This is a genomic window from Streptomyces sp. NBC_01267, assembly GCF_036241575.1.
GTDB lineage: Bacteria > Actinomycetota > Actinomycetes > Streptomycetales > Streptomycetaceae > Streptomyces.
In genome coordinates this window covers 1974826-1991620 of sequence record NZ_CP108455.1, presented here as the reverse complement: position 1 = coordinate 1991620, position 16795 = coordinate 1974826, and the positions used below count along the sequence as shown (strand labels likewise).

The window sequence follows — 16795 nt, the reverse complement described above, 5'->3', positions numbered from 1 at the left end:
TACGGTGTACGGGTTCTGCGCGGGATCCCCGGGAGAACCCCGGCCCCAGCCGGTCGTACCCGGCCCTCAGTCGCCGGACGGGGTCGATCTCGCCGACGCCGGACGGTCGGTGGCCGGTCCGGGGCGGCGGCCCTTGGCGGTCACGGGGCGCTCCTGGCCGCCCTCGCGCGGCTCGGAGGCGTCCCCGCCCAGATAGCGGGAGGCCACGATCCGGCCCGGCTGCCTGCTCTTGGGCACCCGGGGCAACTGATGCGGCAACGCCCCGTACCAGCTGTACGACAGAGCCGTACCGAACGCCAGGCAGAGCACTCCGCCCACCGCGTCCAGCCAGAAGTGGTTGGCCGTCGCCACGATCACCAGCAGTGTCAGCACCGGGTACAGCAGGCCCAGGATCCGCGCCCAGGGCGCCTTCGCCAGGGCGAAGATGATCAGGCCGCACCAGAGCGACCAGCCGATGTGCATCGACGGCATCGCCGCGTACTGGTTCGACACGTTCTTGAGGTTGCCCGAGGCCATCGAGCCCCAGGTGTCGTGCACCAGCACGGTGTCGACGAAGTGGCTGTGGGGCATCAGACGTGGCGGTGCCAGGGGGTACAGGTAGTACCCCACCAGCGCCACCGCGGTCGTCGCGAACAGCGCGAGCCGGGCCGCCGCGTAGCGGCCCGGATGGAAGTGGAAGAGCCACACCAGGACACTGATCGTCATGATGAAGTGCATGGTCGCGTAGTAGTAGTTCATCCCGACGATCAGCCATGTCACCGAATTCACGGCGTGGTTGACGCTCTGCTCGACTGCGATACCGAGGGTGTGCTCCGCACGCCAGACCCAGTTGGCATTGCGGAGCGCCTCCGCCTTCTGCTCCGGTACGGCGTTGCGGATCAGCGAGTACATCCAGTAACTCAGCGCGATCAGCAGGACTTCGAACCAGATGCGGGGACGGCGGGGTGTACGAAGTCGCCCGATGAGAGAGATATGAGGCTCCTTGGCCACGACGGGTGACGCGGCGGCCGTAAGGCCTTCCAGTGTCTTCACGGTCGTTTCACCCATAGGAAAAGAGTCTGCCAGAAACTCCGCTTCCCACAGATCATCCCTCGGCGGCGCCCGGCCCGCACCTGCTAGGACGCTACCGGGCCTGCTCCGCGCCCCTGGAACGGGAAGTTGACGCCGGGGCGGAACCCGGGCCGGAAGCGGTGGAACCACGGACCACCAGCTCCGTCATGAAGACGAATTCGCTGTGCGGCGCGGGCGTACCGCCGACCTCTTCGAGCAGGGCCCGGACGGCGGCCTGCCCCATGGCGGTGACCGGCTGGCGGATCGTGGTCATCGGCGGATCCGTGAACGCTATGAGCGGGGAGTCGTCGAAGCCGACCACCGAGATGTCACGCGGCACGTCGAGCCCGAGCTGGCGGGCGGCCCGGATGGCACCGAGTGCCATCATGTCGCTGGCGCAGACCACCGCCGTACAGCCGGCGGAGATGAGCGCCGACGCCGCGGCCTGGCCGCCCTCCAGCGTGTACAGCGAGTGCTCGATCAGCTGCTCGCTCTCGGCCGGGGACAGCCCGAACCGGTCCTGCATCGCGGCCTGGAAGCCCTCTGTCTTCCGCAGCACCGGGACGAAGCGCCGCGGCCCGAGCGCGAGCCCGATCCGGGTGTGCCCCAGCGAGGCGAGGTGGGTGACGGCCAGCCGCATCGCGGCCCGGTCGTCGGGCGAGATGAAGGGCGCCTGCACCTTCGGCGAGAAGCCGTTGACCAGGACGTACGGCACGCCCTGGGCGCGCAGCTGCTCGTAGCGCCGCATGTCCGCCGTGGTGTCCGCGTGCAGCCCGGAGACGAAGATGATGCCCGCGACCCCACGGTCCACCAGCATCTCGGTGAGCTCGTCCTCGGTGGAGCCGCCCGGGGTCTGGGTGGCCAGCACCGGGGTGTATCCCTGGCGGGTGAGCGCCTGACCGATGACCTGCGCCAGTGCCGGGAAGATCGGGTTCTCCAGCTCGGGGGTGATCAGCCCGACGAGGCCCGCGCTGCGCTGGCGCAGCCGGACGGGACGTTCGTAGCCGAGCACGTCGAGTGCGGCGAGAACGGACTCGCGGGTGGCCGCCGCTACCCCCGGCTTGCCGTTGAGGACCCGGCTGACCGTCGCTTCGCTGACCCCCGCCTGGGCTGCGATGTCGGCAAGCCGTGCGGTCATGGGAAGGGACTGTACCGGGCCCATGTCAGATTGCCCACCAGGTGCAGGAATCGGCGGGAATGCGAACGGTGTCACCGGACAGGACCGGCTCGGACGTGGCGAGCAGCGGCCTTCCGGGGGTGGGCAGTTCGGCCGCCTCGGAGAGCGTGTTGACGGTACAGACGAATCCGGGCCGGGCGAAGACCAGGACACCTTCGGGGCCGTCGAGCCACTCCAGGGAGCCGTCGCCCAGGCCGCTGAGCTCGCGCCGCAGCTTCAGCGCGGTGCGGTACAACTCCAGGGTCGAGTCCGGGTCACCGGTCTGTGCCTGCACAGAGTGTTCCCGCCAGTTCTCGGGCTGCGGCAGCCATCCCGGGCCGGGCCCGAAACCGTACGAAGGGCCGTCCTCGGTCCAGGGGATCGGCACCCGGCACCCGTCCCGCAGCCCCTCCTGCCCGGCGCTGCGGAAGAACGACGGGTCCTCGCGCAGCTCGTCCGGGAGGTCGGTGACCTCGGGCAGGCCGAGTTCCTCGCCCTGGTAGACGTACGCGGACCCGGGCAGCGCCAGCATCAGCAGGGCGGCGGCACGGCCCCGGCGCAGCCCGGTGGCGCCGCCGCCGTACCGCGTCACATGGCGTACGACGTCGTGGTTGGAGAGCACCCAGGTGGTGGGCGCGCCCACCGAAGCAGTGGCGGCCAGCGAGTCGTCGACGACCGCGCGCATCGCCGCCGCGTCCCAGGGGCACCTGAGGAACTGGAAGTTGAAGGCCTGGTGCAGCTCGTCGGGGCGCACGTACAGCGCGAGGCGCTCGGCCGTGGGGGCCCACGCCTCGGCGACGCCGATGCGCTCGCCCGGGTACGAGTCGAGCAGCCGCCGCCAGGAGCGGTGGATCTCGTGCACCCCGTCCTGGTCGAAGAACGGCAGTACCTGGGAGCCGATCATCTTGACCTGCTCGCGGCTGCCGATGTCCGGCAGCCCGGCGGCCTTGACCATGCCGTGGGCGACATCGACGCGGAAGCCGTCCACCCCGCGGTGGTCACCACCGGCGCCGAGCTCCAGCCAGAAGCGCAGGATCGCCTCGAACTCCGCGCGCACCTCGGGGTTCTCCCAGTTGAGGTCGGGCTGCTCGCCCGCGAAGAGATGGAGGTACCAGGCGCCGTCCGCCACCCTCGTCCAGGCCGGTCCGCCGAACACCGACTCCCAGTCGTTGGGCGGCAGTTCACCGTCTCCGCCCCTGCCCGGCCGGAAGTGGTACCGGGACCGGGCGGCGCTGCCCGCGCCTCCGGCCAGCGCCTCCTTGAACCAGATGTGCTGGTCCGAGGTGTGGTTCGGGACGACGTCCACGATCACCCGCAGTCCGAGCCGGTGCGCGGCGCGCAGGAGCGCCTCGGCCTCCGCGAGATCCCCGAAGAGCGGGTCGACGACGCGGTAGTCCGCGACGTCGTAACCGCCGTCCGCCTGGGGCGAGGCGTAGAACGGGGTGAGCCAGACCGCGTCCACGCCCAGCTCCGCGAGGTACGGCAGCCGCTCCGTGATGCCCCGCAGATCGCCGATGCCGTCGCCGTCGCTGTCCGCGAAGGACCGCACGTACACCTGGTAGATGACGGCGTCCCGCCACCATCCGGTGGATTCCGCGTCGGCGGCGGTCGCGGGGGAGAGGGGCTGCGTCATGAGGGTCCCTTTCGGAAGACTTGCAACGTACGGGAACAACGCTCGTGGACTCCGAAAGTAACAGCCTTGCAAGAGCTTGCGGTGGTGTTCGGGGGGTTGCCGGAAGGCTGGAAGTGCCCCAACAAGCCGTTTGACAAGGGTCGCAATGGCAACCTTGCGGACACGCTGAGGTAACGAAGCCTGGTTCTTGCAGAAAATCTACGCAAGGTCTTTCGGACTTCTTGCATCCTTGTTACGTTCCTCGACGACCCGGAGCCGTGATGGAGCGGCACCCGTTGAAGGAGTTCACATGCGACGTGGCATAGCGGCCACCGCTCTGGTTGCGACCCTGGCGCTCGCGGCGACGGCTTGCGGCGGCGACAGCGGCAGCGGCAAGGCGGACGGTCCCACCACCATCACCTGGTGGGACACCTCGAACGCCACGAACGAGGCCGCCACCTACCAGGCCCTGGTCAAGGAGTTCGAAAAGGCGAACACGGGCATCAAGGTCAAGTACGTCAACGTGCCCTTCGACCAGGCGCAGAACAAGTTCGACACGGCCGCCGGTGCGAAGGGTGCCCCGGACGTGCTGCGCTCCGAGGTCGGCTGGACCCCCGCCTTCGCGAAGAAGGGCTACTTCCTCCCGCTGGACGGCACCGAAGCCCTCAAGGACCAGGCGAAGTTCCAGCCCAACCTGCTGAAGCAGGCGCAGTTCGACGGCAAGACCTACGGTGTCCCGCTGGTCACGGACACCCTCGCCTTCGTCTACAACAAGGCGCTCTTCGCCAAGGCCGGCATCACCAAGGCCCCGACCACCTGGGACGAGCTGAAGAAGGACGCCGCAGCCGTCAAGTCCAAGGACAAGGTGGACGGTTACTGGGCCAGCACCGCCGGCTACTACGCGCAGCCCTTCCTCTACGGCGAGGGCACCGACACCGTCGACGTCGCCGGGAAGAAGCTCACCATCGCCGGCGCCCCGGCGGTCAAGGGCCTGGAGACCTGGAAGGGCCTCTTCGACGGTCCGGGTCTGCACAAGCCCGACATCACCGCCGACGCCTACGCCCACCAGCAGGACGCCTTTGTCAACGGCAAGGTCGCGTCGATCATCCAGGGTCCCTGGGAGATCACGAACTTCTACAAGGGTTCGGCCTTCGCGGACAAGAACAACCTCGGCATCGCCACCGTCCCGGCCGGTTCCACCGGCAAGGCGGGCGCACCGACCGGCGGTCACAACCTCGCCGTCTACGCCGGTTCCGACAAGGCCCACCAGGACGCGTCGCTGAAGTTCCTGAACTTCATGACCTCGGCGAAGAGCCAGGAGACGGTCGCGCTGAAGAACTCCACCCTGCCGACCCGCACGGACGCGTACACCGCGAAGGTCACCGCCGACCCGGGCATCGCCGGCTTCCAGAAGGTGCTGAGCGCCTCGCAGCCGCGCCCCGAACTGCCCGAGTACAGCTCGCTCTGGGGTCCGATGGACACCGAACTGCCCAAGGTCGCCAGCGGCAAGGAGTCGCTGCAGGACGGCGTCAAGTCCCTGACCGAGGCCATGGCCAAGCTGGTTCCCGACTTCAGTAAGTGATCCACCGGCTGCCGGACCCGCACACCACGCGGGTCCGGCAGCCGCACGCGTCGCCGCCCCGCCGAACTCCCCCCGAAAAGGTGTCAAGATGACCGTTGCCGTCGAAGGCGCGGGCCCCGAGCGTCGAGGGCCGGCGCAGCGCTTCAAGAGCTCCTGGCAGAAGCACTGGTACGCCTACGCGATGGCCGCCCCGGTGGTCGTCGTCCTCGGTGTCCTCGTCGGGTACCCGCTCGTCCAGGGTCTGTACCTCACCCTCACCGACGCGAACAGCCTCAACTCGGCCCGCACTATCGGCGTCAACCACATCGACGCCACCTACAAGTTCATCGGTCTGCACAACTACGCGGACATCCTCTGGGGCCCGACGGCCTGGGACCGCTTCTGGTCGCACTTCCTCTGGACCGTCGTCTGGACCGCGGCCTGTGTGACCCTGCACTACGTCATCGGCCTCGGCCTGGCCCTGCTGCTCAACCAGAAACTGCGCGGGCGCACCTTCTACCGGATGATGCTGATCCTGCCCTGGGCCGTCCCGACCTTCGTCACGGTCTTCTCCTGGCGGATCATGCTCGGCGACTCCGGCATCGTGAACTCGGTGCTCGGCAGCCTGCATCTGCCCCAGCCCGCCTGGCTGGAGGAACCGCACTTCCAGCAGCTCGCCGCGATCGTCGTCAACACCTGGTGCGGGGTGCCCTTCATGATGGTCTCGCTGCTCGGCGGACTCCAGTCGATCTCCGCGGACCTCTACGAGGCGGCCGAGATGGACGGTGCGAGCCCCTGGCAGCGCTTCCTCAACGTCACGCTCCCCGGGCTGCGTTCGGTCAGCTCCACCGTCGTCCTGCTCGGCATCATCTGGACGTTCAACCAGTTCGCCATCATCTTCCTGCTGTTCGGCAACGGCGCTCCGGACGCCCAGATCCTCGTCACCTGGGCCTACCGCCTCGGCTTCGGCCAGCAGCCCAGGGACTACGCCCAGTCCGCCGCGTACGGCGTACTGCTGCTGTCCGTCCTGATCGTCTTCACCTCCTTCTACCGCCGCTGGCTGGCCCGCAACGAGAAGGCCAACGGCTGACCGCCCCCCGATCAGGAAGACGGACCCGAAGACGGAACAGAAGGCAGGAATCCGATGACGACCCTCACCACAGAGACCCCGGCGGCGCAGCAGCCACCGGCGCCCGCACGCCCCAACCGCACGGTCCGCCGCGACCGGCCTTCCCGCCGCGCCACCGTGCTGTCGCACACCGCCCTGAGCATCGCCAGCCTGATCGCGCTCTTCCCGATCCTCTGGCTGGTCTTCCTCTCGCTCGGCCCGGACAAGAGCGACTACCTGCACCCGGGCCGCATCTGGTCCAAGGTGTCGTTCTCCAACTACTCGTTCGTCATGGAGCACACGGGCTTCTTCACCTGGCTCGGCAACACCGCGCTGATCGCCGTGTCGACCTGCCTCATCGGCGTCTTCATGGCCGCGACCACCGGCTACGCGGTCTCCCGGATGCGCTTCCCCGGCCACAAGAAGCTCATGTGGATCCTGCTGGTCACCCAGATGTTCCCGGTCGCCGTCCTGATGGTGCCGATGTACGTGATCCTCGCGGACCTCGGCCTCATCGACACCTTCGGCGCCCTGATCCTGGTGTACTGCTCCACCGCCGTGCCGTACTGCGCCTGGATGCTCAAGGGGTACTTCGACACCATCCCCTTCGAGATCGACGAGGCCGGCCGGGTCGACGGGCTCAGCCCCTTCGGTACCTTCTGGCGGCTCATCCTGCCGCTCGCCAGGCCCGGTCTCGCGGTGGCCGCCTTCTACACCTGCCTGACCGCCTGGGGCGAGGTGGCCTTCGCCTCCACCTTCATGCTCGACGACAGCAAGTACACCCTCGCGGTGGGCCTCTCCAGCTTCGTCAGCGAACACGACGCCCAGTGGAACTACATGGCGGCCACCGCCGTCCTCATCGCCATCCCCGTCTCCGCCATCTTCTACCTGGTGCAGAAGCACCTGGTCACCGGCCTGACGGCGGGCGGAACCAAGGGCTGAGCCCGCACCTTCTTCCGTACACCCGACCCCACATCTTCCAGGGAAGCCATGACTCAGCACTTCGCCGCCCCCACCGCCCCGACGACCGGCACCCCCACCGGCTGGTGGCGGGACGCGGTGATCTACCAGGTCTATCCGCGCAGCTTCGCCGACAGCAACGGCGACGGCATGGGCGACCTCGAAGGCGTACGCGACCGGCTCCCGTACCTGCGTGACCTCGGCGTCGACGCCGTCTGGCTCTCGCCGTTCTACGCGTCGCCGCAGGCCGACGCCGGGTACGACGTCGCCGACTACCGTGCCATCGACCCGATGTTCGGCACGCTCCTCGACGCCGACGCGATGATCCGCGACGCCCACGACCTGGGCCTGCGGATCATCGTGGACGTGGTGCCCAACCACTCGTCGGACCAGTACGCATGGTTCAAGCGGGCCATCGACGACGGCCCGGCCTCCCCGCTGCGCGACCGGTACCACTTCCGTCCGGGCAAGGGCGAGAACGGTGAACTCCCGCCCAACGACTGGGAGTCCATCTTCGGCGGCCCCGCCTGGACCCGGGTGGCCGACGGCGCCTGGTACCTCCACCTCTTCGCCCCCGAACAGCCCGACCTCAACTGGGAGCACCCGGCCGTCGCCGACGAGTTCCGCTCGATCCTGCGGTTCTGGCTCGACATGGGCGTCGACGGCTTCCGGGTCGACGTCGCGCACGGTCTCGTCAAGGCGGAGGGGCTGCCCGACATCGGCGGCAACGAGCAGCTGAAGCTGCTCGGCAACGACGTCATGCCCTTCTTCGACCAGGACGGCGTCCACGAGATCTACCGCTCCTGGCGCAAGATCCTCGACGAGTATCCGGGCGAGCGGATAGCCGTCGCCGAGGCCTGGACCCCGACCGTGGAACGCACCGCCCACTACGTGCGCCCCGACGAGCTGCACCAGGCCTTCAACTTCCAGTACCTGGGCACCCACTGGGACGCCGCCGAGCTGCGCGCGGTCATCGACGCCTCGCTGGCCGCGATGCTCCCGGTGGGCGCGCCCGCCACCTGGGTGCTCTCCAACCACGACGTCACCCGGCACGCGACCCGCTTCGCCAACCCGCCCGGCGGCACCCAGATCCGCACCGCGGGCGACCGCGAGCTCGGCCTGCGGCGCGCCCGCGCGGCCACGCTGCTGATGCTGGCGCTGCCCGGCTCCGCGTACGTGTACCAGGGCGAGGAGCTCGGCCTGCCCGACGTCACCGACCTGCCGGACGAGGTGCGCCAGGACCCGTCGTTCTTCCGCGCCGCCGGACAGGACGGCTTCCGCGACGGCTGCCGCGTCCCGCTCCCGTGGACCACCGACGGGCCCTCGTACGGCTTCGGCAGCGGCGGCAGCTGGCTCCCGCAGCCGCAGAGCTGGGCCGGGCTGAGCGTCGAGGCGCAGACCGGCGACCCCGGGTCCACCCTGGAGCTGTACCGCAGCGCGCTGGCACTGCGCCGGGAACACCCGGGCCTCGGCGCGGGCGACTCGGTCGACTGGCAGCCCGGCACCCCCGAGGGCGTACTGGCCTTCGCCCGCCCCGGCTTCCTCTGCACGGTCAACACCACGGCCGCCCCCGTACGCCTCCCGGTGCCCGGACGGCTGCTGCTCGCCAGCACCGCGACGACCGTCGAGGGGGACGAGTTCGAGCTGCCCGCGGACAGCACCCTCTGGTGGGCGGTGTGACGGCAGCCCCCCGGCTCGCGCACATCGCCGCGCAGGCCGCCGTGAGCGAGGCCACGGTCAGCCGGGTGCTCAACGGCAAGCCGGGCGTCGCGGACACCACGCGTCAGCGGGTGCTCGCGGCGCTCGACGTCCTCGGGTACGAGCGCCCGGTGCGGCTGCGGCAGCGCAGTGCGGGCCTGATCGGGCTGGTGACCCCCGAGCTCACCAACCCGATCTTCCCGGCCTTCGCCCAGGCCGTGGAGCAGGTCCTCGCGGGGCACGGCTACACCCCGGTCCTCTGTACGCAGATCCCGGGCGGCGCCACCGAGGACGAACTGGTCGGGCAGCTGGTGGAGCGTGGGGTGGGCGGCATCGTCTTCCTCTCCGGGCTGCACGCCGACACCTCGTCGGACCCCGCGCGGTACGCCGGACTGGCGGAGCGCGGGGTGCCGTTCGTCCTGATCAACGGCTACAACGAGCACATCAGCGCCCCCTTCGTCTCGCCCGACGACCACGCGGCGGCCCACATGGCGGTGCGCCACCTCGCGGACCTCGGCCACCGCCGGATCGGGCTGGCGGTCGGCCCGCTCCGCTACGTGCCGTCGCGCCGCAAGCGGGAGGGCTTCCTCGACGCGGTGGTGGCCCACCTCGGCCGGTCCCGGCAGGAGGCCGAAGTCCTGGTCCAGCACACCCTGTTCAGCGTGGAGGGCGGCCAGGTCGCGGCCGGCGCGCTGTTCGACCAGGGCTGCACGGCCGTGGTCTGCGGCAGCGACCTGATGGCCCTGGGTGTCGTCCGGGCCGCCCGTGAGCGGGGTCTCGACGTCCCCGACGACATCTCGGTGGTCGGCTTCGACGACTCGCAGCTGATCGCCTTCACCAACCCGCCCCTGACGACGGTCCGCCAGCCGGTCCAGGCGATGGCCGCGGCGGCGGTGGGCGCGCTCCTGGAGGAGATCGGCGGGAACCCGGTCCAGCGCACGGAGTTCGTCTTCCAGCCCGAGCTGGTGGTACGGGGGTCCACGGCCCGCCGGACCGGTTGACCGGTGCTGCGGGCGTGCCCGGCGAGCCCGGCACTTCCGGCGCTCCCGGCAGAAGGAGACCCCTGGGGCCTGCCCTGAGTTGGGCCGGCGGGGAGATGGCCCCGGGGGTCTCTCTGTGTATCCGAATCTAGCGTGACAGGTAACACTGCTGCAATCTTTTGCGGCAGGTCTTGCGAAGCGCGGGAAGCGGTGGGCGTGCGCCGACAAGCCACCGGCGTACGTGATGTGAGGGATCCGGTGAGGATCCGATCCTGTCCTGTGCAGGGGTGGACCGGGAGCGGGTGGCTTGTAACGGCCTGGGGCGCGCCGAATCTTTCATTCTTGCAGCAAGAACATTCAGGAACCCTCCCGGGTGCCCGCAGCCGGTGGCCGGGGTCAGCCCAGGACCCTCTCCAGCAGGGTCACGGAGTAGATCCGCCCGTCCCGCGCCTTCTTGTCGGGGAGCTCGCCCACGGCCCGGTACCCCGCGCCCGCGTAGTACCCGCACAGCCAGGGAGCGCAGTCCAGCCTTCCCCGCTCGCGCCCGGCAGCGGATATCCGCTGCTCGGCGTGGGCGAGGAGGATGCGGCCGGTGCCCGCCGGCGCGTATCTGCGGTCGACCATCAACCGGTGCACATAACCGGCGACCGGCGGCTGCACCCCCCAGGCCTCCTCGTCGTCCCACCACAGCTCGTACGCGCCCACGCGGTGCCCGTCCGCCTCCGCGAGCCACACTTCCCCCTCCTTCATGCGCTGCAGGAAGTGCTCGGTGTCCTTCTCGCCGGGCCGCCACTGGTCGATGCCGTTCTCCCGCATCCAGTGGGCCGCCCGGTCGTACATGGCGGCCAGTGCTTCGGCGTCGTCCTGGTCCGCCCTGCGGAAGGTGAGTTGTGCGGTCATGGTCTCCACCGTAAAGGTGGGCACTGACATCCGGGCATTCGTTCGGGCACGAGGAAACACGAGGAAAGAAGACCCATGCCGCAGATCACCGTCGAGTACTCCGCGTCCCTGGACGACTCCTTCGACCGCCGGGGCTTCGCGCTCGCGCTGCACCCGGTGATCGTCGAAACGGTCCAGGCCAGGATCGCCGCGTGCAAGACCCGCTTCGTCAGGGCGGAGGAGTTCGTGGTGGGCGGAGGCGGGACGGACGACGCGATCGTCCATGTCGGCATCGCCCTGCTGGCCGGTCGCACGGACGAGGCCAAGGCCCGGCTCACCGAGGCGGTGCCCGGTCTCGTACGGCAGTACCTGAAGCCCGCCGACGACAGCGGCACCACGGTGCACATCTCCGCCGAGACACGCGACCTGGACGCCTCCTACCGCTGACTCCGCTGTGCGGGGACCGCGGGAGCCAGCACGAGCAGCCGCCCGACGAGGTCACCGAGCGGCCCGTCGGCGGGCTCCTCGGCCAGTATCCGCCGCACGACGTCGGCCATCTCCGCGTCGTACGCCGCACTCACCGCGGCCAGCGCGGCGAAGTCGTGCACCAACTGCAACTCCAGCTCGGCCCGGGGGATGTCCCGCCCGTCCAGCCAGATCAGCGCGGTCGACTCGGCGAGGGAGACCCAGGACCGTACGACCAACTTCAGCCTGGTCGGCGGCTCCTGGACGTCCAGGTGGGACAGGATCTGGAGGTACGCGGCGGTGCGCACCTCGTCGATCATCGCGTTGGTGGTGGTGGAACCGACGGCGGGCCCGCCGCGCATCAGCGCCGAGAACCCGGGCCCGTGCTCGTCGACGAAGTCGAAGAACCGCTCCATCACCCGCAGCAACCGCGCCCCGAGCGGTCCTTCGCGCGGCTCGACGAAGCGCTCGGCCAGCTCGTCGGCGGCCCGGCGCAGCGCGGCCTCGTACAGATTCTGCTTGCCGGGGAAGTAGTGGTAGACGAGCGGCCGGGAGATCCCCGCTGCCGCGGCGATCTCGTCGATGGAGACGTCGTCGGGGGAGCGGTGGCTGAACAACTCCAGTGCGACGCCGATCAACTGCTGTCTGCGCTCTTCGACGCCCATTCTGCGGCGTACCCCGGTCGTCATCCGAACAGCGTACAGACCGGCCCCTGCGAGAACACGGGCCGGGCAGGGACACGCGCCGGGCAACGTGCGGGCGTGCGCCGGGTGTCAGTTCCCGAACCGGGCCACGTAGTGCCAGACCTTCTTCAGGTCCTGCGGGTCGTGGCGGCCGGCGCGTACGGCGTCGCCGATGACGCGGGGCGTGAGCAGCCCGTCCTCGGCGATCTCGGCGCCCAGCGCGACGTATTCAGGACCGCGGTACTCCGGGTGGCGCCGCAGCACGCCGACGGTCAGCCGGAAGCCGGGGTGCCATTCGACGGGGAACGGCAGCAGCCCGGCCGCGGTCTCCACGTCCGTCCCCCGGAAGCTGGGATCGAGCACCAGCGCCTCGACGTCCGTGGCGAGGACGAGCGGCCCGTGCAGATGCGCCTCGACGTAGTCGTCGAGGGTGTCCTGCCGGTCGGCGTCGGCGCGTTCGATCAGCGGGGCGAGGGCCTCCGCCACCCCGAAGTGGACCGGCTCCGTGACGCTGTCCGGATAGCAGAAGGTGGTACGCGCCAGGGTCTCCGGCCGCAGCCGCAGATGGGCGGAGCCGAACCGGTGCGCCCCGCCGACCGGGCGCAGCCGGTGGTTCAACGCGCCGTACACGGGCCGCTGTCGGGCGGGGGCCGTGTCGTAGGCGCCACCGAAGATGCGGCTCTCCCACCGGTGGCGGTCCCCGCCGGGGTACGCGGTCAGCCCGCCGTTGCTGGTGCCGGTGACGAACTGCGAGGAGTAGACGCCGTCCTGGGCGAGCGCCCGCAGGAGCGGCGGGCCGCCGGGGGCCGCCCGGTCGGGGTGGAAGTTGAGCGTCACGCGCAGCTCCGGCGCGGCGGGCGCACCCGAGGCGAGGGCCGCGACATGGCGGATGGCCTCCTCGTGGGGCGGCCGGGGAAGATTCACGGTCATCGGGGCAGTGTGCCCGAGTTCCGTCATGCAGTGCGGTGCGGTGTGGTCCTGCGGTGGAGTGCGGTGCGGTCGTGGACATACAGGCGGGCGCGGCCCGCCGGACCGCGCCCACTCCCTGAGCGCGGAGGCTCCCGGGTCCTGACATCCGGGAGCCTCCGCTGTCCGTACCGCTCAGTTCCCTACCGTCACGCCGTCACGCCGTCGCCACCGCGAACACGTGGATCACCCCGCCCTTCGTCGACGACGGCATGGTCACGCTCGCCAGCTGCTTGCCCGCCTGGAGCGCGATCGGGGCGGTCGCGAAGACCTCCGTGCCGATCGGGTCCTGGCCACCGCCCTGGACGTCGCGGTAATCGGTGTGCACCGCGATCGTGTTGCCGAACGACGGCTTGTCGGAGCCGCCGCCCAGCGTCCAGTCGCTGAAGCCGATGTCCGCCTGCTGGGTCGTGCCGTCGGCGTACGTCAGGGTCAGCGTGCCGCTGGCCGATCCCTCCGCCGCGCTGCCCAGCAGGCTGAGCTCCGTGGCACCCGGGGCCGGCGGGACGGTGAGCACCTGCGGGGTGCTGCCCGCCACCTCGATGTTGTCCGGGTCACCCGCGGTCACCTTCGGCCAGCTGAAGTCGAAGCCGTTCGCCGAGACCGTGGAGCCGGGTGTCGCACCCGCCGCGGCCAGCGCCTTGGCCGAGTAACTCCAGCCCTCACCGTCGAAGTTGGCCTGCGGGTTGTCGTCGTCGGCGGAGATCGCGGTGTTGTTGCGGTTCCACAGCAGGCCGTTCTTCTCGGCGACGGTCACCGCGACCGACGTCTTCGGCAGGTCCGCCCCGGTGGACGACTTCAGCGTCACCGGGACGGTGTAGTGGCCCTCCGCGGTGTCCGCCGCAGCGGAGACCGAGAGCTTCGCGCTCGCCGATCCGCCGGCCGGGACCGTGAAGTCCCCCGAGGCGGGGGTGACCGTGACCCCGGGCGGCGGGGTGGCGGTCCAGTGCACCCGGGCCGCCTCGGTGTCCAGCGTCTGCACCTTGACGGTCGTGTCCGCGCCCCCGGCGCCCGGCTCGACCTTCAGCTGGTCCGGGGAGGCGCCGGTGAAGTACTTCACGCCGCCGCCCGGGAAGGACGGCGGAGCGTCGGCAGCCGCGCTGCCCCACGAGGTGTTCGGCCTGGAGCCCAGGGCGTAGTCCAGGGTGCCGCCCTCGGTGACGAACGAGGCGGGGACCCACGGCTTGCCGGACTTCTTGCCGTTCACCTCCAGGCCCTGGATGTACGCGTTGCCCGCGGACGCGGCCGGGGCGTTGACCGTGATCGTCCTGCCGTGACCGGTGTGCACCACGGCCTTCGGGAACAGCGGCGCGGAGAGCGTCAGATCGGCCCGGCTCGGAATCTGCGGGTACATGCCCAGCGCCGAGAACACGTACCAGGACGACATCGTCCCCGCGTCGTCGTTGCCGGGGATCCCGCCCGGTCCGTCGGTCCACAGCTGGTCCAGCTCCGCGCGCACCGTCTCCTGCGTCTTGTACGGGACGCCCAGGTAGTCGTACAGATAAGGGGCGTTGATGTCGGGCTCGTTGGTCGCGTCGTAGCGGGTGTCGTCCTTCGCCGAGAAGTCGAACGTCCCGTCCGGCGCCCGGAAGAAGGAGTCCAGCCGCTGCACCGCCGTTTCCTTGCCGCCCATCGCACTGGCGAGCCCCGCCACGTCGGAGTACACCATCCACGTGTACCGCGCGCTGGAACCCTCCACGAAGCCGCTGCCGGTGGCCGGGGTGAAGGTGCCCGCCCAGCTGCCGTCGGCCTTGCGGTCGCGGATGTAGCCGCCCTGCTCGGTGGCGTTGGCGTCGAAGACGTTCGTCCAGTTCCCCGAACGGTCCAGGAACTTCTTCGCGTCGGCCGGGTGACCGGTCTGCCGGGACAGCTCGGACAGGCCGAAGTCGGCCGCCGCGTCCTCCAGCGTCTCGGCTGCGCCGCCCCAGCAGTGGCAGTTGTCCGCCGGTACGTAACCCAGCTTCAGGTACTGGTCGAGCGCCGGGCGCTGGCCCACGCACTCCACGTTGCAGCCCGAGCTGTCCGAGTCGTTCGCCGTCGGTACGGTCGCCGCCCCGACCAGGGACTTCAGCGCGCCCTTGACGTCGAAGTCACGGCCGCCGAACGCGTAGATCCCGGCCAGTGCCGCGTCCGACGGGTCGCCGGACATCACGCTCGTCTTGCCGTTCTCCAGCAGCCAGCGGTCCCACTCGCCGCCGCGCTGTCCCGCGTAGTTGTAGAGGGACTGCGCGTAGTCGCTCCCGGCCTTCGCGTTCAGCAGCGTCATCAGCTGCACCTGCGCCCGGTACTGGTCCCAGCCGGAGAAGGTGCCGTACTGCGCCTGCTGCCCCTTGGCCAGCTCGTGCGGCTTGCGGTCGGCGCCCAGGTAGCGGCCGTCGACGTCGCTGGTCAGCGTGGGCTCCAGCATGGAGTGGTAGAGCGCGGTGTAGAAGGTGGTGCGCTGCGCTTCGGTACCGCCGCTGACCCCGATCTTGGTCAGCTCCCGCTGCCAGGCCCTGGCCGCCTGCGACTTGACGGAGTCGAAGCTCTTGCCGGGGCCGTTCTCGGCGCGGAGGTTGGCCTCCGCGTTCTGCGGGCTGACGTAGGAGATCGCGACCTTCGCCCGGGCCTTCGTCGTCCCGCCGGCGAACGTCACATAGGCGCCCGAGCCCTTGCCCTCCGTGGCATTGCCGGACGAGCTGTACCCCGTACCGCCGGAGGCCGAGGTGGAGCCGGGCTTCACCGTGCCGTCCGTCCAGGTGCCGACCTTGGCGAACGCCTTGTCGAAGTGGGCGGTGAAGTACAGCGTGTAGAGGTCCTTGCGGTTGTTCGCGCTCTGCGGGCCGCAGAAGTTGCCCGCGCTGACCGAGCCGGTCACGGTCCGCCGCGCGGCATCGACCTTCACGGTGGCGGCTGCGCTGCCGCTCTCGGAGTTCGACGTACGGAAGAGCATGGTGGCGGGCTTCCCGGCCGGGAAGCCGAACTGGCCCGTGCCGGTGCGGGCGGTCGTGGTGAGCGCTGCGGAGGTGCCGTTGTCCAGGCCGACCCGGTAATAGCCGGGCGACGCGGTCTCGTTGGCGTGCGAGAAGGTGCTGGCGTAGGTGGCATCGGTGGTGTCCGAGCTGGGCGAGGAGTCCACGTCGCCCGCGTACGGCATGATCGGGATGTCACCGTTCGCACCGGAACAGCCGACCCCGTTGAGGTGGGTCAGGCTGAAGCCGCGGATCTTCGTCGCGTCGTACTGGTACCCGCCCGGCGCGGGCGTGGAGACCTGCTTGCCGCGGGAGTTCTGCGGGCTCCAGGCCAGCATGCCGAACGGCTGCACGGCGCCCGGGTAGGTGTTGCCGGCGTGGGACGAACCGATCAGCGGGTTGACGTACGACACCGGGTCCTTGACGGCGTCGTGACGGGCGGAGGCCGCGGGTGCGGCCGATGCGGGGACGGCCGTGGCGGCCGGTCCCAGAATGGCCAAGGCGGTCACCGCGACGGAGCCGAGCGCTCTGAGCCCGGTGCGCGTACGACGGCGGTGCGTGTCTGACACCGTTCCTGCCCTTCGTGTGTGACGGAAGGTCAACGCGACGGGGAAGCTGCCCGACAACGTTGTCAACGACCGTCAGGATGCTCCTCCTGGTGTTCGGGGGTGTCAAGGTTTCGGCACCGGGCGGTCCGGCCGCGCGCCCGGTGCGTTCCCGGCCTGG

The 16795-nt window shown here is 70.2% G+C and carries 13 protein-coding genes; 6 read left to right on the top strand and 7 right to left on the bottom strand.

Features of this window, described 5'->3' with window-relative positions; all coding sequences use genetic code 11:
• Window positions 1–66: 66 nt before the first annotated feature.
• The 3 genes from OG709_RS09140 to OG709_RS09130 form a co-directional block, all read right to left on the bottom strand.
• Entirely contained in the window at window positions 67–1047 is a 981-nt protein-coding gene (locus tag OG709_RS09140; protein WP_250304465.1) for a phosphatase PAP2 family protein, read from the bottom strand.
• A 76-nt stretch (window positions 1048–1123) separates the two neighbouring features.
• Entirely contained in the window at window positions 1124–2188 is a 1065-nt protein-coding gene (locus tag OG709_RS09135; RefSeq protein WP_250304467.1) for a LacI family DNA-binding transcriptional regulator, read from the bottom strand.
• A gap of 25 nt (window positions 2189–2213) precedes the next feature.
• A complete protein-coding gene (locus tag OG709_RS09130) occupies window positions 2214–3839 on the bottom strand; it encodes a glycoside hydrolase family 13 protein (RefSeq protein WP_266643473.1) in 1626 nt (541 codons plus the stop codon).
• Window positions 3840–4128: 289 nt separating this feature from the next.
• On the opposite strand from OG709_RS09130, the gene OG709_RS09125 reads away from it, so the two are divergent.
• The 5 genes from OG709_RS09125 (at window position 4129) to OG709_RS09105 (ending at window position 10146) form a co-directional block, all read left to right on the top strand.
• On the top strand, window positions 4129–5400 hold the full coding sequence (locus tag OG709_RS09125) for an extracellular solute-binding protein (RefSeq protein WP_250304471.1): 1272 nt from the start codon (window positions 4129–4131) through the stop codon (window positions 5398–5400).
• 88 nt (window positions 5401–5488) lie between these two features.
• On the top strand, window positions 5489–6469 hold the full coding sequence (locus OG709_RS09120; protein WP_266643476.1) for a carbohydrate ABC transporter permease: 981 nt from the start codon (window positions 5489–5491) through the stop codon (window positions 6467–6469).
• 54 nt (window positions 6470–6523) lie between these two features.
• A complete protein-coding gene (locus OG709_RS09115) occupies window positions 6524–7429 on the top strand; it encodes a sugar ABC transporter permease (protein WP_250304474.1) in 906 nt (301 codons plus the stop codon).
• Window positions 7430–7477: 48 nt separating this feature from the next.
• Complete coding sequence (locus OG709_RS09110; protein ID WP_326695022.1) at window positions 7478–9127, top strand: glycoside hydrolase family 13 protein; 1650 nt, start codon at window positions 7478–7480, stop codon at window positions 9125–9127.
• Window positions 9115–10146, top strand: coding sequence for a LacI family DNA-binding transcriptional regulator (locus tag OG709_RS09105; RefSeq protein WP_250304477.1), 1032 nt, complete (start codon window positions 9115–9117; stop codon window positions 10144–10146). The genes OG709_RS09110 and OG709_RS09105 overlap by 13 nt, the downstream gene beginning before the upstream one ends.
• 375 nt (window positions 10147–10521) lie before the next feature.
• Here OG709_RS09105 and OG709_RS09100 read toward each other — a convergent pair whose 3' ends face one another.
• The gene (locus OG709_RS09100; RefSeq protein ID WP_250304479.1) at window positions 10522–11025 is read right to left on the bottom strand and encodes a GNAT family N-acetyltransferase; all 504 of its coding nucleotides are present in this window, start codon (window positions 11023–11025) and stop codon (window positions 10522–10524) included.
• A gap of 75 nt (window positions 11026–11100) precedes the next feature.
• Here OG709_RS09100 and OG709_RS09095 point away from each other — a divergent pair, with 75 nt between their 5' ends.
• The gene (locus OG709_RS09095) at window positions 11101–11451 is read left to right on the top strand and encodes a 5-carboxymethyl-2-hydroxymuconate Delta-isomerase (protein WP_250304481.1); all 351 of its coding nucleotides are present in this window, start codon (window positions 11101–11103) and stop codon (window positions 11449–11451) included.
• Here OG709_RS09095 and OG709_RS09090 read toward each other — a convergent pair.
• From OG709_RS09090 to OG709_RS09080, 3 genes are all read right to left on the bottom strand, one after another.
• On the bottom strand, window positions 11442–12158 hold the full coding sequence (locus tag OG709_RS09090; protein WP_250304483.1) for a TetR/AcrR family transcriptional regulator: 717 nt from the start codon (window positions 12156–12158) through the stop codon (window positions 11442–11444). The genes OG709_RS09095 and OG709_RS09090 overlap by 10 nt on opposite strands.
• 84 nt (window positions 12159–12242) lie before the next feature.
• Window positions 12243–13082, bottom strand: coding sequence for a DUF3626 domain-containing protein (locus OG709_RS09085; RefSeq protein ID WP_266643481.1), 840 nt, complete (start codon window positions 13080–13082; stop codon window positions 12243–12245).
• Window positions 13083–13275: 193 nt separating this feature from the next.
• The gene (locus OG709_RS09080) at window positions 13276–16638 is read right to left on the bottom strand and encodes a GH92 family glycosyl hydrolase (RefSeq protein WP_326695023.1); all 3363 of its coding nucleotides are present in this window, start codon (window positions 16636–16638) and stop codon (window positions 13276–13278) included.
• Between the last annotated feature and the right edge of the window lie 157 nt (window positions 16639–16795).